23 protein-coding genes are annotated in these 20,879 nt (G+C 47.8%); 1 reads left to right on the top strand and 22 read right to left on the bottom strand.

Annotated elements, in window-relative coordinates:
- The 14 genes from essB to ABID29_RS04940 form a co-directional block, all read right to left on the bottom strand.
- Nucleotides 1–1,245, bottom strand: coding sequence for a type VII secretion protein EssB (essB, locus tag ABID29_RS05005; RefSeq protein ID WP_354364845.1), 1,245 nt, complete (start codon nt 1,243–1,245; stop codon nt 1–3).
- Between the two features lies 1 nt (nt 1,246).
- Nucleotides 1,247–1,498, bottom strand: coding sequence for an EsaB/YukD family protein (locus ABID29_RS05000; protein ID WP_354364844.1), 252 nt, complete (start codon nt 1,496–1,498; stop codon nt 1,247–1,249).
- 2 nt (nt 1,499–1,500) lie between these two features.
- Nucleotides 1,501–1,917: a hypothetical protein gene (locus ABID29_RS04995; protein WP_354364843.1), complete on the bottom strand. Its 417-nt coding sequence runs from the start codon at nt 1,915–1,917 to the stop codon at nt 1,501–1,503.
- A gap of 28 nt (nt 1,918–1,945) precedes the next feature.
- Entirely contained in the window at nt 1,946–3,979 is a 2,034-nt protein-coding gene (locus ABID29_RS04990) for a hypothetical protein (RefSeq protein WP_354364841.1), read from the bottom strand.
- Nucleotides 3,976–5,088 (bottom strand): type VII secretion protein EsaA, encoded by a 1,113-nt coding sequence (gene esaA / locus ABID29_RS04985; RefSeq protein ID WP_354364839.1) that lies wholly within the window; start codon nt 5,086–5,088, stop codon nt 3,976–3,978. The genes ABID29_RS04990 and esaA overlap by 4 nt, the downstream gene beginning before the upstream one ends.
- Nucleotides 5,089–5,172: 84 nt before the next feature.
- Complete coding sequence (locus ABID29_RS04980) at nt 5,173–5,463, bottom strand: WXG100 family type VII secretion target (protein WP_354364837.1); 291 nt, start codon at nt 5,461–5,463, stop codon at nt 5,173–5,175.
- A 108-nt stretch (nt 5,464–5,571) separates the two neighbouring features.
- Entirely contained in the window at nt 5,572–6,402 is an 831-nt protein-coding gene (locus ABID29_RS04975) for a Cof-type HAD-IIB family hydrolase (RefSeq protein ID WP_354364836.1), read from the bottom strand.
- A 296-nt stretch (nt 6,403–6,698) separates the two neighbouring features.
- On the bottom strand, nt 6,699–7,049 hold the full coding sequence (gene rbfA, locus ABID29_RS04970; RefSeq protein WP_354364834.1) for a 30S ribosome-binding factor RbfA: 351 nt from the start codon (nt 7,047–7,049) through the stop codon (nt 6,699–6,701).
- A gap of 295 nt (nt 7,050–7,344) precedes the next feature.
- On the bottom strand, nt 7,345–10,185 hold the full coding sequence (infB, locus tag ABID29_RS04965) for a translation initiation factor IF-2 (RefSeq protein ID WP_354364833.1): 2,841 nt from the start codon (nt 10,183–10,185) through the stop codon (nt 7,345–7,347).
- 17 nt (nt 10,186–10,202) lie between these two features.
- On the bottom strand, nt 10,203–10,505 hold the full coding sequence (locus ABID29_RS04960; protein ID WP_354364832.1) for a YlxQ-related RNA-binding protein: 303 nt from the start codon (nt 10,503–10,505) through the stop codon (nt 10,203–10,205).
- On the bottom strand, nt 10,498–10,794 hold the full coding sequence (gene rnpM, locus ABID29_RS04955; protein WP_354364831.1) for an RNase P modulator RnpM: 297 nt from the start codon (nt 10,792–10,794) through the stop codon (nt 10,498–10,500). The genes ABID29_RS04960 and rnpM overlap by 8 nt, the downstream gene beginning before the upstream one ends.
- 9 nt (nt 10,795–10,803) lie before the next feature.
- Nucleotides 10,804–12,030, bottom strand: a complete 1,227-nt coding sequence (nusA, locus tag ABID29_RS04950) for a transcription termination factor NusA (RefSeq protein ID WP_354364830.1) — start codon at nt 12,028–12,030, stop codon at nt 10,804–10,806.
- A gap of 43 nt (nt 12,031–12,073) precedes the next feature.
- Complete coding sequence (rimP, locus tag ABID29_RS04945) at nt 12,074–12,583, bottom strand: ribosome maturation factor RimP (protein WP_354364829.1); 510 nt, start codon at nt 12,581–12,583, stop codon at nt 12,074–12,076.
- A gap of 279 nt (nt 12,584–12,862) precedes the next feature.
- Nucleotides 12,863–13,360 (bottom strand): DUF536 domain-containing protein, encoded by a 498-nt coding sequence (locus ABID29_RS04940; protein WP_354364828.1) that lies wholly within the window; start codon nt 13,358–13,360, stop codon nt 12,863–12,865.
- 144 nt (nt 13,361–13,504) lie between these two features.
- On the opposite strand from ABID29_RS04940, the gene ABID29_RS04935 reads away from it, so the two are divergent.
- Complete coding sequence (locus ABID29_RS04935; RefSeq protein ID WP_354364827.1) at nt 13,505–14,677, top strand: BaiN/RdsA family NAD(P)/FAD-dependent oxidoreductase; 1,173 nt, start codon at nt 13,505–13,507, stop codon at nt 14,675–14,677.
- 201 nt (nt 14,678–14,878) lie between these two features.
- Here ABID29_RS04935 and ABID29_RS04930 read toward each other — a convergent pair whose 3' ends face one another.
- From ABID29_RS04930 to comGC, 8 genes are all read right to left on the bottom strand, one after another.
- Nucleotides 14,879–16,225 carry an APC family permease gene (locus tag ABID29_RS04930; protein ID WP_354364826.1) on the bottom strand — a complete coding sequence of 449 codons (1,347 nt, stop codon included), beginning with the start codon at nt 16,223–16,225 and terminating at the stop codon, nt 14,879–14,881.
- A gap of 464 nt (nt 16,226–16,689) precedes the next feature.
- On the bottom strand, nt 16,690–17,880 hold the full coding sequence (locus ABID29_RS04925) for an acetate kinase (RefSeq protein ID WP_354364825.1): 1,191 nt from the start codon (nt 17,878–17,880) through the stop codon (nt 16,690–16,692).
- A 57-nt stretch (nt 17,881–17,937) separates the two neighbouring features.
- A complete protein-coding gene (locus tag ABID29_RS04920; protein ID WP_354364823.1) occupies nt 17,938–18,894 on the bottom strand; it encodes a class I SAM-dependent methyltransferase in 957 nt (318 codons plus the stop codon).
- A 19-nt stretch (nt 18,895–18,913) separates the two neighbouring features.
- Complete coding sequence (comGG, locus tag ABID29_RS04915) at nt 18,914–19,420, bottom strand: competence type IV pilus minor pilin ComGG (protein WP_354364821.1); 507 nt, start codon at nt 19,418–19,420, stop codon at nt 18,914–18,916.
- 10 nt (nt 19,421–19,430) lie between these two features.
- Nucleotides 19,431–19,892, bottom strand: a complete 462-nt coding sequence (gene comGF, locus ABID29_RS04910) for a competence type IV pilus minor pilin ComGF (protein ID WP_354364819.1) — start codon at nt 19,890–19,892, stop codon at nt 19,431–19,433.
- A complete protein-coding gene (gene comGE / locus ABID29_RS04905; RefSeq protein WP_354364817.1) occupies nt 19,852–20,145 on the bottom strand; it encodes a competence type IV pilus minor pilin ComGE in 294 nt (97 codons plus the stop codon). Before comGE ends, comGF begins: the two co-directional genes overlap by 41 nt.
- The gene (comGD, locus tag ABID29_RS04900) at nt 20,117–20,530 is read right to left on the bottom strand and encodes a competence type IV pilus minor pilin ComGD (protein WP_354364815.1); all 414 of its coding nucleotides are present in this window, start codon (nt 20,528–20,530) and stop codon (nt 20,117–20,119) included. The genes comGE and comGD overlap by 29 nt, the downstream gene beginning before the upstream one ends.
- Complete coding sequence (gene comGC / locus ABID29_RS04895; RefSeq protein ID WP_354364814.1) at nt 20,517–20,783, bottom strand: competence type IV pilus major pilin ComGC; 267 nt, start codon at nt 20,781–20,783, stop codon at nt 20,517–20,519. Before comGC ends, comGD begins: the two co-directional genes overlap by 14 nt.
- Nucleotides 20,784–20,879: the final 96 nt, after the last annotated feature.

Here is a 20,879-nt window from a genome sequence, read left to right as displayed (position 1 = left end):
CTACTCCTTGTCTGCCTCACTAGCCTCGGTCGTCTCCTCAGTCTCTTTGGCCTCAGACTGGCTGGTCTCCGCTTCTGAAGCTTGCCCCAGCAACTCCGTCCGCATGTCCGAATACTTCTTAAACTCTGCCTCAAGCTCCGTCAATCGCTCCTCACGCGCCGCCCCGTCTAAGGTCTGGTCATTGCGGACCTGGGTGATGGCCTGATCGAGGGCATAGATGATCAGCTGGTAGTCTTCCAATTGCTTGGCTAAGTCTAGAGACCGGTCAAATTCCCCACGCCCGTCATAAATCCAATAATCCAGATAGGTGTCATTGGAAATCAGGCTGATATTGTTGAGGATATTTTGCTTGCTTTCATAGGACAAATCCAAGAGCTGAACATACGAGTGTGCCAGTTCATACTTCTGCGTCTTTGGCAGACGATTGACCGCCACATCGTCCAGGAGCTGGATGACCTCACTATAGTCCACCTTCAAGAAGGCCGTATCAGCCGCCAGGAGCTTGTCCTGAAAAGGCACCCGAAAAAGACCAAAGTAAGCCAAGGGAATGGCAAAGAGAACCGTCAAGATCCCCAAGGCAATCGTCAGCTGCTTAAAGATCCGAAACTGGGTCCGTGGCACCGTCTGAAACTTCTCAGCCTCATTGGCAGCAGCTTCTGCTTGCTCCAACCTCAACAAGTCGGACAAGGCTGCCAAATCGGGCGCCTCCTTTACCTTGGTCGTAAACTCTGTCTCCTGAACAGCTTCCAAACCTCCTTGGTAGAGGGTGTTGTAAGCATGGTCAGAAAACTGCGAGATGATCAAGCACTTGATCTGGCGCAAAAAGATCGCCTCAGACATGTCAAAAGGAGGTTGGGCCTGCTTGATGCCTCGATAGTACAAGCGGGTCTGCCCATTTTGGTCAATGTGGATATTGTCTGGTGAGAGGTAAAAGGTCATCTCCAAGTCCAGGAGCCGTTCAAAGGCCAGGGCATTTCTCAGGACCCTCAGACGTTCTGAGATTGGGGCCTCTCTAAGGCCCTCCCAGGTCCTGGTCGTCTCTGGCAAGGCAAAGCGGTAGGAGATGCTGTCTTCGTCCCAGCTGATAGCCTGTGGTAGCAAGAGCGGATGTTCAAACGTCAAGAGCGACAAGCGAGACAGGTCCTGCAAGTGGACGTCTGAGCGCTTTTGAACCAACACAACCTGATCCTGGTCCAGCTTCTTTACCAATTCGTGATCTTCAATCTTCAGCACTTCTTCTGGCATCTTAACTCTCCATTACTTCTAATACATCACCATCTGTGATCTGAAATTCCGACAAATAGTGACCCTCATCCAGGATAAATCCCTTGTTTTTAACCTTGATCTGATATTTTTCGTGACACAAGGTCTGCTTAAAAATCTTCTCCAACTCCATGATCAACCGCTTGGTCTCAATCCTTGTCGGTATCCTTAAATCATAGCTACGATCGCCAAGACCTTTACTGCTAATGGTCACATTGATATGACTGCCTCTCATGCTTATCCTTTCAAAAATAAATAACAAATATAGATAAAACTGCCTAGGACCACTGTTGCCAAAATCCCATAAAAGACCAGGGCAAAGCGCCCTTCCTCCTGGGTCTGGCCTGCCTGCTGGTAGACAATCTTGTTGCTTGTCTCCGCAAAGAGGGCGTCCTTGTCTAGGGACTCAACAGCAGGCACTTCTTCTTGAAAGAGCTGGTCAACCATGTGGTCACGCTCCTCCAGAGCCTTCTCCTGGTAGCTCTTAATCTTTTGACCTTCGACAGGGTCAAACAGGCCCGACAAGCGGCTCGCCTGGGATTTATTTTTCTGGTCCTCCTGCTCGAGACGGTCTGCCCTTAGCACCAAGTCATTTTCATAGCCGGCTGATGGCTCGCTAGCCCAGACCCTTGGCGCAAACACCACAGCTAGCATAGCCACCATCAAAGAGCAAAACAAACGCTTAAGCTGGCAAATCAGAAGTGGCTGATTCCGCTTTTTTTGGTTTAACAAAGAGTCCAATGGCAATTCCTCCTAACACACCGAGCATGATCAGTAACAGACTTAAGCCAGAGATCGGCTGATCGACAAAGAAGCCCGACAAAATCCCTTCAAAGAAGGCTAGGATATTGACCTGACGCATGGCTTTTGGCAAACCTGTCAAGGTCGCCGTCGTCCCGATGGCGCTGGTCAAGTAGACATAAGTCACCAGCACGAACAAGGCAATCCCCATGCCACTAGACCTCAGATAGGACAGGAGCAGATATTGCCACTGGGTGAGAAAGAGCATAATCAAAGTGACCGTCAAGACCCATAGCCCGTTGTAAATCGGGTTGATTTCCAACTGGTTCAAGGACGACAGACCGATAAAAATCCCCAGTAATAAGGCCAGCATTTCTTGGACAATCACAGTCTTTGATCCCGCCCGCAAGAGGGGATTGCTGGATTTGGAGAACTTGTCCAAGGTTGTCTGAAAGATGCGGTTATTGCTAAAGAGATAGGCGATCAAGAGCGATACGACTTCTATCAGCAAGATCCAGGTGAAAGGCTTGTAGACATTGGTCGTCACTCGCGTTGCCTGTCCCTCTTCCTTGACAGGGTTGGACAGGAAGTCTAGCAGGACTTCATTTGGCACTCCTTCGTTGTAGGCATTATTCAAGACCTTGACAAAGGCTCCGACAAAGTCTTGGTTCTTGGTCAATTCTTCATTGAAGGCCACCATGAGCGCTTCTGCCTGGGAGGACAGCTCCGTGGCGCTGGATTCTGCTGAGGAGATATTGCTCTCAAAGCCGGTCAGAGTGCTTCGTATCGCTTCTGCCTCTGTCAAATTTTGCTGGGTGCTAGTCGTCAAGCTCATGGTACTGTTTGACAGGGTTTCAAATTCAGGCAAGAGCGCCTGGAGGCCCGTCGATAGCTCTTCTTGGCTGGCCTGTTCATCCGCCTGAGCAGTTTGAAGGCTAGCCACTTTTTGGTTGAGGGTCTCGTAATGACTCAGCAAAGTCGTAATTGCTTCAACAGAATCGTTGGCCTTACCGCTCAAACTTTCGATTTGGCTAGTCAGGCTGTTCATCGACGTTTGGAGCTTCAAGATGCTATCATCCAACTGTTGCAGATTGGCCTGATGCTCTGCCATGGTTGGTGAAAGCAAGGTTGTGACGACTTCTGTCAGATAGGCATCTACTGGCAGATCCAGATAAGCATCCGATAATAGGGTCAAGGTCTGATCTGGCAAGGCCGTGCTCAAGATATGGAGCGTGTCATAGATTTGAGCGACCCTCCCAGCCAGCGCCTGGTAGTCTGCTAGGAGCTTATGATAAGCCTCCGTGGCCAGGCTCGACAGGTCCGCTGGCATACTGATATCAACGGCAAAAGCTGGCGAACCTCCTGTTTGCGTGGTTTCTGTTGTGTCGACGTCAACGGTGATATCCCTAAACTCCGTTCCGGAACCGTCTGCCTTTGGCACTTCAACCTGTACTGTCTGAGAGACTGGCGTCTTTTGGGTCGAGATTTTAGGAGCTAGGCCTGGAGCCACCAGACTGATATCGATGAGATGGTCTCCCGACCCGATAGGGGTATTGAGCTGATAGTTGAAGGTCAGCTCAATCACTTGGTCAGCCAAATCCCCCAAGGAAGACTGGAAACTCGTAGGATCAATGCTGATGGCAGAGCTCGCACTGGTGATAGACAGTTGGGCCTGATCAAAAGCTCCTTCTTGGTTGTCAATCCAGATCCTACCGGTTTTCACCTCTTTTGACACTGCCTTGAGATAACTATCCCACTGACGGTGAGCTTGCTCAAGAGCCTGATAGAGGGCATCATCCTTCGTGGTCGGCTGGAATCGGTTCAAAATCTTATCGTGGTCATAACCGCTCGGCAGCTGCTCCCCACTGTGCTGGAGAAGGTTGGCTAGATCAGCCATATCATCGCTCGGTCTTTGTGCCACCAGGGCTTCTAAAGCCAGTTCAACTTCTTGGAGTTTGTCTTGAAAATGGTTCAAGGCAGTTGGATCGTATTTGGCCAAAAACGGAGGGTGAGACTTGAGACACCCGATTCAATGCCATAGTATTCATCCAGAGCAGTGGCAATGCCAGACCTCATATCAGCGACTTTTGTTTCCAAGGCCTCCCTTTGTGCCTGGAGATCGGTCAGCAACTGGGTCAGTTGCGCATTGGCCTCTGTGTTGGTATTGAGGGCCCCAGTTTCAGGCCCAGTCAGATCCGTCAGCAAACTATCTTGATTGGTTTTAATGGTTTCGTAGAGTGCACCATTTTCGGTTACCAGATTATTCATATCCAGAAGCTCTGCCATAAAGGCCGCCTGACTAATCTGGCCGCTCGAGCGCTTGGCAATCAAATCCGCCAGTTGCCCACTATAATTGCTCTGGCCCGACTGCATCTCGTCAAAAAGAGTATTCAAGGTTGACAAATTGGCAATCAGCTGGTCATTAGACATCCAGCTAGATTGGGCTGTCTCCATCAAAGAGGGCAGACTGGACCTAAAGTTTAGCGCATTATCATAAATGGATGTCTGGTAACTGCCAATATTGACCTTCTGGGTATCAATCACAGACTGGACATTCTGCTGGGCCTTATAAAGATTGCCCAAAATGCTGGCCATAAACATATCGACCAGCTGCTGGTTGAGGTCTGTGACAACCTTCTGACCCGTTTGCTTGGCCAGCTGCTCAACGGTCGCATTTCCGCTTGAATTCACCTTGTAGGTGACCGTTGTCTTTTCAGGGGCAACCGCATTGATATCCAATAACTTACTGGTAAACTGGTTGGGAATAAAAATAGCGAGTTGGTAAGTCCCTTGTTCCAAGCCACGCTCAGCGGAGCTTCGTGAGACCACTGTCCACTGATGAGAGTTGTCCTTCTCTAATTGCTTGATGTAATTTTTAGCCAGGTGATAAACTGTCCCTTCAAACTCTCCCCCTTGATCCTCATTCACAATAGCAACATTCAGACGGCTCTCCTGTTCCTTTACCGCTATAGCATGGTCTTTTTGGCTCTGGCTGACCTGGCGATTCAAAGCCAGCAATAAGCCCGTAAAGAGACAAATAGCTGCGATTATCTTGGCCAACTTGATTCCATTTGTTTTCATCATTTCTTAATCTATTACTCCTAGTCCCTGTGTCCCTCTTAAAACGGAAAACAGGAAAGGCCTTGCCTTTCCTGTTCCATCGGAAAATTAGCCTCCGATTTGTGCAGCAATATCCTGGTCAGTTTGTTCGATGATATCTGCAACCTTATTCAATTGGGCATTGATATCGTCCAAGAGTTGAGCAAACTCAGTGATCTTTGGTGACAACTCAGTAAACTGATTATCAAAACTATCAAATGCTGAACCTTCCCAATTAGAACGGATGGTTTCCTGTTCAGAAGTCAAAGTGCTCAAAACTGTACGGATATCCTCAGCGCCATTAGTATATTTTACTGCGGAAGTGCGTAGCTCTTCTGGGGTTAACTTAATTGTTGCCATAAGTATCTCCTTTATTATTTTACCATGACACCACCATTCTATAATATTTTGCCAAAGATGTCAAAAGGTTTCGCACATTTTTTTAATTTTTTCTTATTTTCTGAACATTCATATATTAATTACCCATTTTTCAATCGCCCTGGCCACGCCCGCCTCGTCATTGGAGCTCGTGATAGCATCAGCAACCGCCTTGACCTCATCGCTGGCATTGCCCATAGCGACCGACCAGCCTGCAAAGGCCAACATCTCCAAGTCATTGGCCGCATCTCCGATGGCCATGACCTCCTCTGGAGCGATCCCCAAGTGCTGGGTCAGATTGAGCAAACCCTTAGCCTTAGTGGTTCCCAGAGGGAGGGCTTCATAGATGTAAGATTGGCTGCGCACCGTGGAAAAAGCCTGACTGAGAGCCTCTCCCTGCTCCGCCTGAAAGCGATCCAAGGCTGGCGCTTCCCCCATGAACATGCCCTGAAAAATCGGAACAGAACTGGACTGAACTTGCTCTAAGGTCACTGGCACAGGACTAGTAAAGACCAGTCCAGCATCGTAGGCCACCAGCTCAGGAATCTCCTCACCGATGATGAAATAGTGGTCCGCATCAAAAAAAGTCACTGAAATCTCAGGATAACCTTCCGCAGCAGCCACCAGCTCTGCCATCTCTGTAGGCGTCAGGGACTGATGGGCCAAAAGGGACCAATCCTTGGTCTGGTAAACGGTACAGCCATTGTCCAAGATCGCATACTCATCATCCTCACCAAGGCCCAACTGATCGATATAAGACACCACACCAGGCTTAGGCCGACCAGTACAAAGCACGACCTTGACCCCTTTAGCGACCGCTTGGTGCAAAGCCTCAATCGTCTCCTGAGTCAGTTCCTTCTGACTGTTCAAAAGCGTCCCGTCCATATCGATAGCTATTAATTTGATTGATTGTTGTGACATTTGACGAACTCCTTTATGTGATTACTTCCAGTATACCATTTTAAAGGGAGTTCTAACAGTAGGGCCGTATAACCCGTATCAGTCTTTTCTTCTACTCGTTTCAAAGCAAACTCTAGGAGCATCAGTCTTGTGCAGGCATCAAGATTAGTTGCCTGGCTCTGTCACCGTCTGATTTACGTGAAAAGTCCTCATGCTCCCCAATCGTCCCAAGAGCAGCACGACTTGCTCAGACTAGTAAATCCCCCCAGAAAAACAAAGCACACCTCCTAGAAACTAGGAAGGTGCGCAATTTTTTCTTAGTCTTTGTTGAGATTTCTCAGCATCTCATCGATTTTATTGCCATAGGCGATAGACTCATCCTTGACAAAGGCCAAATCTGGAATCTTATACATGGTCAAGCGTTGTCCCAGTTCACGTTTGATGGTCCCCTTAGCCTTTTCAAGTCCAACTTGAGCCTTTTGATTATCAGAAGCCAAATCGCTCAATATGGTATAGTAGACCTTGGCAGATGAGAGATCGCCCACCATCTGCACATCAGTAATGGTTACCCCTTGAACACGAGGATCACGGACCTTCTTTTGCAAGATGTCGTTGACTTCTCGCTTGAGCTCCATGCCGACACGGTCCTGACGAAAATGATTTGCCATAGCTTTCTTCCTTTCATTTTCTAATTTCTTACCAGATGAAGAGAGTGGGACAAAATTCCTTGCCTCTCAATTATCTTTGATTTGTTGAGCAGGGCGCAGTGGTTGAGTGGGTTCTCATTCGCTGATTTCATCAGTACAGCCCTACTCAGCTGTGCGGAGGTAGGAGCAAAACAGTCTGGGAAGAGACCGTTTTAGTCCGAACCCTAAAAATTAGGAGGTGAGGAGAAATCGAATTCTGACGAATGACCGATTTCTGTCCCACTCCCCATCATTCTTATTGTTTCAATTTTTCAGATCAGCGCTTAATCTCTTCCATAATATAAGCTTCGATGGTATCGTCCATCTTGAGGTCATTGAATTTTTCAATCATGAGACCACCCTCACGGCCATTGGTCACTTCCTTGACATCATCCTTGTAGTGCTTGAGACTGATTAGGGCGCCGTCGTGGATGACAATGCCATCACGGATAACACGGACCTTAGAGTCACGGGTCACCTTACCAGATAAGACCATAAAACCACCGATGGTGCCGACTTTAGAAACCGTAAAGGTCTCACGGATAACTGCTTCACCGATCACTTTTTCTTGGAATTCTGGATCAAGCAAGCCCTTCATAGCGTCTTCCACTTCTTCGATCACCTTGTAGATAATGCTGTGGAGGCGGATATCCACTTCGTCTGCTTCTGCCTGCTGACGCGCCATTGGCGTCGGACGAACGTTGAAGCCGACGATAAAGGCATTTGAGGCTTGGGCCAGGGTCACATCGGACTCGTTGATGGCACCGACAGCTGAGTGAACGATGGTCACTTTCACGCCTTCAACGTCAATCTTTTGTAGAGAGCTAGCCAAGGCTTCTGCAGAACCTTGCACGTCCGCCTTGATGATGACATTGACAGACTTGACTTCACCAGCTTTAAGGGTGTCAAAGAGGTTGTCCAGGCTGACACGGTTATTGGCTTGACGCTGCTTGAGAAGAGCACGCTTAGCACGCTCTTCCCCTGCTGCACGCGCAGCTTTTTCATCCGCATAAACCGCGAAATGATCCCCTGCCATCGGCGCTTCGTTCAAACCAGTGATCGATACAGGCGTTGACGGACCAGCCGCCTTGACGCGACGGCCGAGATCATTGGTCATGGCACGGACCCGTCCAAAGGTATTGCCGACAACGATTGGGTCTTGGACATTGAGGGTTCCTTGCTGTACCAAGAGGGTCGCAACCGCCCCTTTTCCTTTATCCAGACGGGCCTCAATAACAGTACCAATGGCACGGACTGTCGGGTCTGCCTTCAACTCTTGCAACTCTGCCACAAGAAGAACCGTCTCCAAGAGTTCATCGATATTCTGGTTGAACTTGGCTGAAATTTCTACAAATTCGCAGTCGCCACCCCAAGCTGTAGAGATGACATTGTGCTCTGCCAATTCTCCAATCACACGTTCTGGGTTAGCCCCTGGCTTATCGATCTTGTTGATAGCTACGACAATCGGCACATCAGCGGCCTTGGCATGGTTGATGGCCTCGATAGTCTGAGGCATTACCCCGTCATCTGCTGCAACGACCAAGATCGTGATGTCCGTTACAGAAGCACCGCGCGCCCGCATAGACGTAAAGGCTGCGTGACCTGGCGTATCGAGGAAGGTAATTTTCTTGCCATTTTCTTCGATCTGGTAGGCACCAATATGCTGGGTAATCCCCCCAGCCTCACCTGTCGCCACCCGTGAATTACGCAGGGTATCAAGGAGGGTTGTTTTCCCGTGGTCAACGTGTCCCATGATGGTCACAACCGGCGGACGCTCGGTCAATTCATCCTCATTGAGGTAACCGTCTTCAACAAAGAAGCGCTCGATATCTGCCTCATCGACCTGTACTTTTTCCTTGGCTTCGATCCCGTAATCTACCATGAGGAGTTCAATCGTGTCTCCATCAAGCGATTGGTTCTGTGTTGCCATCACTCCCATCATAAAGAGTTTCTTGACAATCTCAGCAGGCTCGCGTTTGATCCGTTTAGCAATTTCTGCCACGGTCATGCCAGCTGTGTATTCAAATTCGGTCGGCAATTCGTGGAACTTGCGTTCTGTAACAGGTTTTTGAACCTGATTCTTGCCACCTTTTTTATTTTTCTTCGTATTATTCCAGTTGGACGTTCTTTGATTTCTCACTTGTTGATTGCTTCGATTCTTATTAGTTTGTTTATGGCGTGGGCCGTCTTCATTATCTCGATAATCGTCCCGTGTCTTATCTGTCTTACCTTGCTTTTTGCGGCGGTTGTCAACAGGCTTATCAACGACGGGTGCTGGAGCTGGTGTTGACGCCACCTCTACCACTGGCTCAACCCTTGCCGCTTCTTCCAATTGGGCTTTTTTCCGCTCTTGGGCTTCAGCCTGAGCACGTTGTTGGGCCACTTTCGCAGCTTGTTCTTGCTTGAAACGCTCTTCACTGCTAGCCGCGTAGGCTGCGTTTTGCTCTGCCTTCAAGGCCGCTGCTCTCGCCTTGAAGTCAATCCGCGGTGCTGACTGAGTCACCTGAGTCGGACGGCGATCTTGACGGCGGTCTGCCTGTCCTCGTCCTTGGTCCTGGCGACGGTTTTGCCCTGACCCAGCCTGATTAGAAAACTTATCCTGGCGACGGTCGTTAAAGCGTCGGTTGTCACGCTGTTGATTATTGCGGTCTTTTGCCTGCTCCCTGTTGCGGTTATCCGGCCGTTGCCCTTGGCGGTTTTGGGCTTGGGCCTTGGCCTTGGCTTCGCGCTCTGCCTTGAAATTACGGCTTTGCGGACGGGCCACGGCTGGAGCTGGCTTAGGCTCTGGCGTGCTCGTTTGTACTTGCTTGGCAGGCGCCTGCTCCTGAGGAATCTTAGCCTCTGCCGCTTTCTCAACAGGCTTCGGCGCTGGTGCCGCCTCTTTTGCTACTGGCTCTGCTTTTGGCGCAGTCGGTTTTTTTTCCGCTACCGCCTTAGCTGGGGCTTTAGTCTCTTGATTTACTCCAGTAAAACCTGCTGCAATTCTTGCAGCGGCTTCTGGCTCCACACTTGACGCATGACTTTTGACGTCATAGCCAAGCTCCTGGGCTTTTGAAACGACCTCTTTACTGGCCACACCTAGTTCTCGGGCAATTTCATTTAATCTCTTCTTAGACAATACCTTGTCCTCCTGTTCTATTCCATCATAGACCTCATCTTCTTTACAAATCCAGCATCTGTCACCGCCAAGACCTTGCGGGGCTTGCCGATGGCTGTGCTCATTTCCAAGGTTGAAAACCCTGTGGAGATGGCTACTTGGTAGTAGCTTGTTTTATCATTGATTTTTTTACTCAAATTGGGGCCAGCATCCTTGGCCAGAAAAACCAGGCGTGCCTGACCAGTCTGAATACTCTTGATTACCAGCTCTTCACCAGAAATGACCTTTCCAGCGCGCTGGGCCAAGCCGAGTAAATTTAAGCATTTTTGCTGATTATTCAAGGCCTAACTCTCTTCTTTTCACCTTATGGTCAACATAAGCGATCAATTCGTCGTAGAAGGCTTGGTCAACTTCTTGGCCAAAAGCTCTGTTAAAGACCTGCTTTTTCTTGGCCAACATGGCTTCCTCATTGTCCAACTTGATATAGGCGCCACGGCCATTGGCCTTGCCTGTCGGATCGATAAAGACTTCACCGTCCTTGTTCCTAACAATGCGTAACAAGTCTCTTTTATCGATGACTTCGTTGGAAACGACGGATTTTCTCAATGGGATTTTGCGGGCTTTTGCCATGCTAACCTCCTAGTCCTCTGTCGTGACACCATATTCTGCGGCTGCAGCAAGCATCTCATCGTCAAGATCCACCAGTTGTGCCTCATCATAAGCTTCAACTTCGTCTATTTCCTCAGCAGGCGCTACCGCCTCCTCTGGGAAATAAGTATCTGCTTGGGCTTCGTACTCACTGGCTGACTTGATGTCAATACGGAAACCGGTCAAATGAGCTGCCAAGCGCACGTTTTGCCCACGGCGCCCGATGGCCAGAGACAACTTGCTGTCTGGCACCACAACAGTGGCCCGTTTGGCGTCTTCGTGGTCAAAGAGCACCATATCCACCTCAGCAGGTGCAATGGCATTGTAGATAAATTCGGCTGGGTCTTCGACCCACTCGATGACATCGATGTTTTCCTCTGTCGGTACCATGCGGTCCAATTTGGCATCGTACTTGGCAGGATGGAATTTGCTGGTGATCTTCTTGATGTTGGCACCACCTCGGCCGACGATCGTCCCGATGGCATCCACGTTAGGGTTGTGGCTACGAACAGCAACCTTAGTACGGTCTCCTGCCTCACGAGAAACACTCATGATTTCCACTGTGCCATCATAAACTTCAGGAATTTCCTGCTCCATGAGGCGTTTGATCATCTGAGGATGGCTGCGGCTTACAAAAACGTTAACCCCGCGGCCATTGTCTTCCACCTTGTAGACATAAACTTCAATCCGGTCATGCGACTGGAAAACTTCGCCAGGAATTTGGTCCTGCCTAGACAGTTGCGCTTCAATCGTTCCCAAGTTAACATAGATAAACTTATTATCAAACCGCTCCACTGTCCCTGACATGATTTCATTTTCATGCTCTTTGTAGGTGTTGTAGGTAATGGCACGAGTTTGCTTGCGCATCTTTTCCATGATGGTCTGCTTGGCAGATTGGGCAGCCACCCGGCCAAATTCTGCTGGCGATTCTTCAAACTTGATCTTGTCGCCAAGCTCATAGGCTGAACTGATGGCCAAGGCATCTTTCAGAGAAATTTCGAGACGGCTATCAAAGACCTCATCCACAACCTCACGAACCGTGTAGACATGAAAGTCTCCTTTTTTCTCGTCAAATTCAATGGCAACTGATTCCGCCTGACCATAGCGACGTTTGTAAGCAGAGCGAAGCGATTCCACAACCGCATCGATGATGTCTTCTTTTTTAATCCCTTTGTCTTCTTCCAAAATACGGAAGGCTTCTAGCATTTCTTTGCTCATGATTTACTCTTTTGTAAAGCTACAAAAGCTTCCTTTCTTTTACTTATAATGTCACAGCCAGACGGGCCTTGGCCACACTAGCATAAGGAATGTCGACTTCTTTTTGGCGCGTCTTGTCCTTGTAGGACAAACGCAAGGTCTCCCCATCAAAGGCCAGCAAGTCCCCTTCAAACACCTTGACCTTTTCAATGGCCTTATAAAGGCTGATATTGACATACTTACCGACTGCTGCTTGAAGGGCTTCTGCTGTTTTTAAGGGCCGCTCCAAACCAGGGCTGGTCACCTCTAGCATATACTGGGCTGGAAAAGGGTCCGGCTGAATCGTATCCAGCAAGGGACTGATCAACTCCGAGATTTCCGCTGTTTCATTGAGGGAAATCCCCCCTTCCCGATCCACCAAAATGCTGAGCACCATGTCTCCTCCCATCTTGGTGTACTCGATGTCCACCAATTCATAAGGCGGCTGAATAGCTGGTGCCACTACCGCTTCCACTGCTTCAATAATATCTATTTGTGCGATGATACGATCCTCCTTTTCCACTAAAGCTATCATCTAAAGGCCCAGCCAAGCACCTGGAACCAGCCCAAGTAGTAAAAGCCTCTGCTGGGAAAACCTTCCACAACCTAACACCTTGACTCCCTCAAGATGAGTTTTCTATTGAGCAAGCAAGTCTCCCCACACGCTCAACCAAACATAGAAGAAAGGCGAAGATTGTTCTCCGCCTCCTTTTATCTCATTTTAATAAAACCAGTATAGCACACTTTATAGGATTTGACAAGCCCCAGGCTTGGTTAACCCAAAACAAGCTTCACCAACTCTCGAACTATCCTCTTATTTTCCAAATAACTTAGCCCAAAAGCCTTTTTTGACCTGCACTTCCTCAGCCTGTGCCTTGGCCTGGTCCAACTCCAGTTTCAAGGTTTCCTTGTCTGCCATAGCCTTCAAGGTCAACTGCTGTTGCTGGTCCAATTGCTTGTCCTTCTCAGAAATCTGGATATCCTTGATCCGAATCTGTTCGTCCTTGGCTGCAATCTGCTCGTCTTTGATCTTTAGCTGATCATAAAGACGGACAATCTCCGCATTCTTCTCATCAACAAGAATCTCCATGAGCTCACGCTGCTTGGTTTCTTCGCTGATTGGTTCATCTTCAAAAATCGTTTTTTGGTAGATTTTTTCTAATTCAATCAAGCCCGCACGATTGACCACCGTCACTCCCTTGTCGTTTTTATCGACAAATTCTTCTGGAAAAGACTTGACCCGATTGTTGATGGCCTGGCGACTGATCCCCAGGATATCAGCTATTTCACTGACCGTTTTTTCTACTGACATATCTTTATCCCTATTTCTCTACACATTCTCACTCGTGGCGCTCGGCGATTGGTTCCCATCTGCCGAAATCTCCATACCCTTAAAATCTTATCATACCAAAGCTTTTCTGTCAAATTTTCCAAGGCTTTATGCTAGAATAAAATCATGATGATTTACGATACGATTATTATTGGCGGTGGCCCTGCAGGTATGATGGGAGCCATCAGCTCTGCCACCTTTGGGCAAAAGACCCTGCTCCTAGACAAGAACCGAAAACTGGGGAAGAAGCTCGCCGGCACAGGCGGCGGTCGCTGCAATGTGACCAACTGCGGAAGCCTGGAAGATATCCTGGCGGGTATCCCTGGCAACGGCCGCTTTCTCTACAGTGTTTTTTCGCAATTTGATAACCAAGACATTATCCGTTTCTTTGAGGATCGACAGGTCAAACTGAAAGAAGAGGACCACGGCCGAATGTTCCCTGTTACCAATAAGTCCCAGACCATTATCCAATGCCTGGTCGACGAGATGTCCACCCTCGGCGTCACCATCAGAACCCAGACAGAAGTGGTCTCTGTCAAAAAGACGGATGACCTCTTCCTGATCAAGTCCAAAGATGAAGTCTTTCAGAGCCACCGCCTCATCGTGACCACAGGCGGAAAATCCTACCCGTCCACTGGTTCGACAGGATTTGGCCATGATATAGCCCGCCATTTTAAGCTCAATGTCACCCCTATGGAGGCTGCTGAGAGCCCTTTGATGACGGATTTCCCCCATAAATTGCTCCAGGGGATCTCCCTTGACGATGTGACCTTGAGCTATGGCAAGCACGTCATCACCCACGACCTGCTCTTTACCCATTTTGGCCTATCAGGTCCCGCTGCCCAGCGCATATCCAGCTTTGTCTCTGGCGGCGAAACCATCTTCCTTGATGTCCTGCCTCAACAATCAATGGAGGACTTGGCAGATTTTCTCGAAAAAAACAGGGAAAAATCGCTTAAAAATAGCCTCAAACAGCTACTTCCTGAACGCTTGGCTGAGTTTTATTGCCAGGATTTTCCGGAAAAGGCTAAGCAGTTGACCCATCAACAAAAAGAGGCCCTGCTATCCTCCCTCAAGGCCCTGCCTATCGCTGTCACTGGCAAAATGTCTCTAGCCAAATCCTTTGTGACCAAGGGAGGTGTCGACCTCAGCGAAATCAATCCTAAAACCCTTGAAAGCAAGAAAGTTCCTGGCCTCTTCTTTGCAGGTGAAGTTTTGGATATCAACGCCCATACCGGTGGCTTTAACATCACCAGCGCCCTTTGTACCGGCTGGGTCGCAGGGAGCCTGCATTATTAAGGCCATCATTGCCCAATCCCCCTATACCATCTCTACTGATGACCTCAAAGAGCAACCACCCCTTCCAAGCATTGTCAGAAGAGGTGGTTTTTCTATTTCATGCTCAAAGAAAATCAATCTAACCTAGAAAACCAAGCTAATGATAGAACTGGAGTTCATCGAAGCAAGTTGACAAGGGATATCTTCGGTGTTCAAAGAGTCTTAGTTCAAGTTGGATTTACGGTAAAGCCAGTAGCCCAGGCTACAAAAGAGCAGGCAAAAGATTTGGAACGCTGCCACTCTTACTAAATGGTGGGTCAGGCTACCGATCAAAATCATCATGGAGCCCACCATAGCCAGCACAGGCGCCACTAACCCTGTCAGTTTATTGGTAGTAATCCCTTTTAAATAGAGCTTTAGGACCGCCAGATGAAGGAGGTTCAGGCTGACATTGTTGAAAACCAGAGTGATTTCACTGATGTCACTTCCTGGTAGTAGGTTCCATTTCTGGACCAGGTAGTGGATCAGAAGGTAGAGTAGGGTTACCCCGATGACAGACAGCGCAGCAGGAATAGAGAGCTGATACTTGAGATTGAGCTTAGCCATGGCAGGCGACTCTATCCAGCCTTTCTCAGCAAAAGCCTGTGGCAAGCGCATGGTTGCCAAAATCAGGCCGTTGACCACACCCAGGACCGACAGCAAGACCACAAACAGCAGGAGCTTGCCAATCCCTGCTCCAAAGAGCTGACTCCCTGCATAAGTGATTGCCTCATCGCCAGTAGACATAATAAAAGTTGGACCTAAAATCTTATTCATCCCATAGAAAAAAAGAAGATAGACGCCCAGGATAGTCATAGGACCGATGATAAAGGCGCGTGCCAGATTTTTCTTAGGATTTTTTATTTCTGGGGCAATATTGGCGACAGCCGTCCAACCTTCAAAGGCAAAGGCCAAAGGGACAAGCCCTGCCATCCAGCCTAGACCGACAGGATGTGGCTCAATTAGGATTACCGTGGCCGGAAGAGCTGGAAGAGGGGCCTGATTAAAGAGCCCTAAAAAACCGATAAGAAGCAGGGGAATGACCTTGATCATGGTTGATAGGGTCTGAAAATAGCCTCCTAAATATCTGGAGTAGATATTCAAAGCCCCAAAGCAAGTAACATAAAGAGCTCCCAAAAGCACTTGCTCTTCTAAGGAGGCATCGATCCCTAAAAATAAACAGGTATAAATCCCAGCCACCCATGCCACAATGGCTATGACCGTCGGAAAGTAAAGATAGGCCGTGAAAAAACCAAGAGCCGCCGCTAGGCCAGGATTGACATAGACTTCAAAGTAACTGGACAAGCCCCCACTGCCACTATTGCGCTGGGCCAATTCAGACAGCGATAAACTCCCAAATGTCACCGACAAGGAACCTAAGACGAGAACCAAGATTCCCAGACCGACATGGCCTCCCGTGAACTTCAGAATATCATCCGCCTTGAAGTAAATCCCCGAACCAATAACCACACCGATAATCATGGCAATCGCCATCCCTAGATTATAGGCTTGTTTTTTGACCTTTTCCATAACGCCCTCACTTGACTATCTATTTCACAAATCGTTGTTAAATTATACACTATTTCAAACCAAAAAGAAAGACCTTCTAAATATGTAGAGGTCTGTCACGCCAGTGAGTTTTTTCAAACTATTGCCTCTACAAAAAGAGGACAATAACCTAAATTTAGCTATTATCATCAAAATAGTTTCGCCTGAAAGACCAGACTAAACACCTGAATTCAGAAATTTTTTCAGAGAGGTAGCGAATGTTTAGATGACATTTGTCACATAATTTCTGTTCAATGAACAAACTAGTACCTATTAGCGAAATATTTTCAAGAAAACTTCTAGATAAATCCATGCAGCTAGAAAAAGTTGCCTGCTTTTTCTTTATGCCTACGGTGTGCTTAAAAACTTCGTAAGCTTAACAAAGACTAGAAAAAAGAACCCTTCCCTTAGGGTTAGAGTTCCCTTTTCCTTTTGATTAAGCCCCATTAAGCCTTGAGCGCTTCAACATCACGCGCGATGACCAATTCTTCATCAGTTGGCACTACGATAACCTTAACCTTAGCGTCCTCTGTGGAAATAATCCCGCTGTTACCAAAGACATTCTTAGCTGGATCAATATCCATGCCAAACCAGCTCAGTTCGCTGACAATTTTTTCACGGAGCAAGACATCGTTCTCACCGATACCAGCTGTGAAGATGAGGGCATCCGCACCATTCAAGACAGCAAAGTATTGGCCGATATATTTCTTCAAGCGGTCTGCAAACATGTCAAAGGCCAATTGAGCAGTTTTATCGCCCTTTTCCACCGCTGCTTCCAAGTCACGCATGTCATTGGTCAAGCCAGATACCCCTAGGATACCTGATTCCTTGTTCAAGACGTTGACAACAGCCGCTGCATCCTCCAGACCAGGCACATGCTCTACTAAGTATGGAATAATGGCTGGGTCAATGTCCCCAGAACGCGTTCCCATCATAGGTCCCGCCAATGGTGTGAAGCCCATCGAGGTGTCAACAGATTTGCCACCTGCAATGGCAGAGAGGGAAACCCCGTTTCCGATATGGGCTGTGATCAACTTCAGCTCCTCAATTGGCTTGCCTAAAATTCTGGCTGCTTCTTGAGACACATAGTAGTGGCTGGTGCCATGAGCACCGTACTTGCGCACTTGATAGTCTGTGTAATATCTGTCTGCCAGTGGGTAGCGGTAGGCAACCTCTGGAAGAGTCGTATGGAAGGCAGTGTCAAAAACAGCCACGCTGACAATATCAGGGAGGATTTCCTTAAAGGCACGGATACCCGCTGCGTTGGCTGGGTTATGAAGGGGCGCTAGACTAGACAGTTCTTCGATTTTTGCCAAAACAGCATCATCAATCAAGACAGAGTTCTTGAAAACCTCACCACCTGCAACAACACGGTGTCCTACCCCTGTAATCTCAGAAAAATCTGTAATGATTTCAAAGCGTTTCAAATCATCCAAAAGCAGTTTTACAGCAACCGTGTGGTCCTTAATTGGCAGTGTTTGAGATTCAGCACGGCCATCGAATTTGACAGTGGAAATCGCATCGTCAAGACCGATCCGTTCTACAATCCCCTTGGCCAATACTGTTTCTTCAGGCATTTGGTAAAGTTGCCATTTTAGACTTGACGAACCAGCATTGATTGCAATTGTTTTTGACATAAAATTTAGTCCCCTTCTTCATTTAAAACGTTTGCACCTATTATATCAAAAAATTAGCTAGTTTGCACCTTCTCTGCTCCATTTTTTAAAGGCTGTCAGGAAATTCTGCAAGAGCGTTCGATCCTGCAAACTCTGCAGGGCGTAGACAAAGGTCTCTGGCGCTTTACCCGCCTGCTTTTGCAGGATAAAGAGGGATTTGGCTAGTTCTTTCTTCCCGAAAAAGGCCTCTGGCAAACTGATAACTGCTAGGAGCTGGGCTTCTGTCGCCAACCATTCTTTAAATAGGTGGCTCTGCAGGCTGGTTAAGAGGGCATTGGGCGCCAAAAAGATGCCGTAGCCGTCTTCCTTGAGATACTTGATCCCTTGGGCCATGAGCAAATGGTGGGCATAGGTATGCCCCTCTGGCGCAGCCAGGCTAAAACGACTGGCGATCACATCATCTGGATAGTAGCCGATTGGAAGATCTGATACAATCACATCCGAGGTTTTTAAGAGCTGGGGCCGAATGGCGTCTCCTTGAACCAGGCTAAGGTCCACTCCCATAACTTCTGCCATGCTAGCAGATAGATCGATCAAGAGGTCATCCAACTCAATCCCCAGATAATCCAAGCTCTTGGAACTGTGATTGATCAGGGTATAGGCAAGATTTCCTGTCCCAGAACCAATCTCAATCACCTCCAACTGATCCTGTTCAAAGAGACAGTCCAAGATAAAGACCAACAGGAAACCGATACTATCTGGCGTGAACTGGTGATTATATTGAAGGGGTTCTGTCTGATTAAGCTTGATCAATAAAAACTGATAGACCCTACGCCACTCTTCCTGAGTCAGTTGCAGCTGGCGCAGTTTCTTATTGTTGGCATCAAGGGCCTCCTGCTCCAGCAGCATCTCTTTGGCATAGGCCATGTTTTGCTCGATCAGGGCATCGTAACTGTTGGTCATCAGCTGGTTTTGCAAAACCTGTACATTTTCCAATAAAAGCTCGTAAGCTTCTTCAATCTTTTCAAAATTCATGCTTCTATCATATCAAAAATCACTTGGTTTGGCTATTGATAAAAAAGGTGTACTGAAAGTCAGACCCTGTTATTAGCTGGACGTTTATGGTTAATTTCTCCTTGTCTAGCTGATAAATCGTCCTTCCCTGGTCAAACGCCATTTCCCCTTGTGTCTTACCTTGCTTAACCTTCTCTGCTGTCTCGACCGTCAGTCCTTCTTTGGCTACTTGTGACCTCGCTTCTTCCTCTTCTGCTTCCAGCGAGCCTCCATTCTCATCTTCAGGCGCCCCGATTTGTTCTGCCTCTTCTTGTTTATCAGCCTCCTTGACAGGCGCTTGGCCCTTATCATCAGCATCCTTTTCTTTCGGCTCAGGTTCTTTGGAGACCAAGGTTTCCTCTACCTTATCCTTGGTCCAAATGGCTAGCGCGTAAGCTGTTAAAGACTGCTGACTGGCTTGATTGGTCTGAGCCATTGCTAATTGCCGATTCAGGTAGAATTGAAGCAAGAGTCCAAATAGGGAAAACAGAAGCAGGGCATATAACATGACCCCTCCCCTAATTTTCTTGGTCAAAAGCATAGATAAAAGTCCTTTCCAGGTCATTGTCAAATTGGACACGGAGTTCAATGATTTCCCCAGATTGACTGATCTGAGAATCCTTCAACCCCTGAAGCATAGGCTGATAGCCCTGCAGGGACCAGTTGGTTTTTCTGAAGTCGTCTTTCTTTGATTGTCCAAAAGCCAGCTCCTGGCCGAATTTCATGACATAGAGACGATTGTTCTCCACCTTGACCAAGCGGCTCTGATCCAGTTCTCGCTGTAGCTGATCCGAAAATACCAGCCAGTCCTTTCTCGTATCACGACTATGATAGCCAATATCGTAGGCCAGGTTTTTACTCAATCCTTCAACAACTAGGAGGCTGCTGGCAATCACCAGCAGGGCCACCAGGGCCTCTAAGAGGGTAAAAGCCGGCAACTTATTTTTGAGAAATAGCAAGGATTTCTTCTCCTTTCGCATAAATCTGTAAACCTGTTTCTGTCTTAGATACCTGAATTTCCTGACCATTCCCTGTCAGATGAGATTGCCCTAGCTGTAGGGCCATTTTGGCCAGTTGGTGGACTTCCTCCCGCTCAAGGGCTTCTTGATAATATCTTCGGCTAGTTGAAATCCCTCCCAGAACCAGGCTGACCAAAAATACCAGCAAACCTGTTGTGATTAACGATTCTAAGAGGATATAAGCCTTAATCTCTCGTCTTTTTATATTTCCCACTCCCTAAATACAATTGATAGCTGACCGTCTTCTGATCAGCTTGAAAAACCACCTTGCTCAAGGAATGATTGCCCCCGTCCCGATCAAATTCAATTACCTGCGGTGACACTTGAAGATCTGGTGGCAGGCCAACTTCCTGTACACCATTGCTGATGGTATCATGGTCAATGGTTAGACTTAATTTTTGCCCCTTGGCTTGGCTGAGCCGTTGGCTTTCCTTGTAAAGGTGTTCAAACTCCAGGAAAAAGAGTTCCTGACGGACCTGGGAAAAGATGGGCTTGACCTGGCCAGAAAGGCTGATCAGCAGGCCCGTCACCAAGGTCAAGACCAATAAGCCTTCTAGCAAAGTGAAGCCTTTGACAGACCGCCAACTAAGGCGCGACACTTGGGGTCTTATCCGTATTTTTGGCATAATAATCCTGATAGGCCTTGACTTGGTCCTGACTGATACTGCCTTCAGCCACTAGCTTTGAAAGAGTCGCTTCCTCAGCATTAGACAGCTCATAGAGTTCTGCCTGACTCTCAACTACCTTGACAACAGCAGCTTTTCCTGTATTGGAAACGGCCTCTTTTTGCTTGCTTAAATTGGGCACAAACAAGAGCAACAAGACACTGATAACGAGTAAGACAATTAACATCTCAATTAAAGATACTAAATTTCTTCCTATTTATAAACACTCCTCATGTGTTTCAGAATATCGAAATACCTGCTATGCATCTCAAGCCAAAAACCA

The sequence above is a fragment of the Streptococcus rupicaprae genome, assembly GCF_040545225.1.
Lineage (GTDB): Bacteria > Bacillota > Bacilli > Lactobacillales > Streptococcaceae > Streptococcus > Streptococcus rupicaprae.
Note: the sequence above shows the minus strand (reverse complement) of the source record. Positions and strands in the feature narration are given on the sequence as shown.

Bases quoted from the DNA above. Each gene is read 5' to 3' on its own strand.
- comGC (WP_354364814.1), bottom strand. From the start codon at position 20,783: ATGTTAATTGTCTTACTCGTTATCAGTGTCTTGTTGCTCTTGTTTGTG.
- rbfA (WP_354364834.1), bottom strand. From the start codon at position 7,049: ATGGCAAATCATTTTCGTCAGGACCGTGTCGGCATGGAGCTCAAGCGA.
- rimP (WP_354364829.1), bottom strand. From the start codon at position 12,583: ATGATAGCTTTAGTGGAAAAGGAGGATCGTATCATCGCACAAATAGAT.
- comGF (WP_354364819.1), bottom strand. From the start codon at position 19,892: ATGCGAAAGGAGAAGAAATCCTTGCTATTTCTCAAAAATAAGTTGCCG.
- ABID29_RS05000 (WP_354364844.1), bottom strand. From the start codon at position 1,498: ATGAGAGGCAGTCATATCAATGTGACCATTAGCAGTAAAGGTCTTGGC.
- rnpM (WP_354364831.1), bottom strand. From the start codon at position 10,794: ATGGCAAAAGCCCGCAAAATCCCATTGAGAAAATCCGTCGTTTCCAAC.
- comGG (WP_354364821.1), bottom strand. From the start codon at position 19,420: ATGTTATATGCCCTGCTTCTGTTTTCCCTATTTGGACTCTTGCTTCAA.
- ABID29_RS04920 (WP_354364823.1), bottom strand. From the start codon at position 18,894: ATGAATTTTGAAAAGATTGAAGAAGCTTACGAGCTTTTATTGGAAAAT.
- ABID29_RS04925 (WP_354364825.1), bottom strand. From the start codon at position 17,880: ATGTCAAAAACAATTGCAATCAATGCTGGTTCGTCAAGTCTAAAATGG.
- essB (WP_354364845.1), bottom strand. From the start codon at position 1,245: ATGCCAGAAGAAGTGCTGAAGATTGAAGATCACGAATTGGTAAAGAAG.
- ABID29_RS04975 (WP_354364836.1), bottom strand. From the start codon at position 6,402: ATGTCACAACAATCAATCAAATTAATAGCTATCGATATGGACGGGACG.
- ABID29_RS04980 (WP_354364837.1), bottom strand. From the start codon at position 5,463: ATGGCAACAATTAAGTTAACCCCAGAAGAGCTACGCACTTCCGCAGTA.
- ABID29_RS04995 (WP_354364843.1), bottom strand. From the start codon at position 1,917: ATGCTAGCTGTGGTGTTTGCGCCAAGGGTCTGGGCTAGCGAGCCATCA.
- nusA (WP_354364830.1), bottom strand. From the start codon at position 12,030: ATGAGCAAAGAAATGCTAGAAGCCTTCCGTATTTTGGAAGAAGACAAA.
- ABID29_RS04930 (WP_354364826.1), bottom strand. From the start codon at position 16,225: ATGGAAAAGGTCAAAAAACAAGCCTATAATCTAGGGATGGCGATTGCC.
- ABID29_RS04935 (WP_354364827.1), top strand. From the start codon at position 13,505: ATGATGATTTACGATACGATTATTATTGGCGGTGGCCCTGCAGGTATG.
- esaA (WP_354364839.1), bottom strand. From the start codon at position 5,088: ATGATGAAAACAAATGGAATCAAGTTGGCCAAGATAATCGCAGCTATT.
- ABID29_RS04940 (WP_354364828.1), bottom strand. From the start codon at position 13,360: ATGTCAGTAGAAAAAACGGTCAGTGAAATAGCTGATATCCTGGGGATC.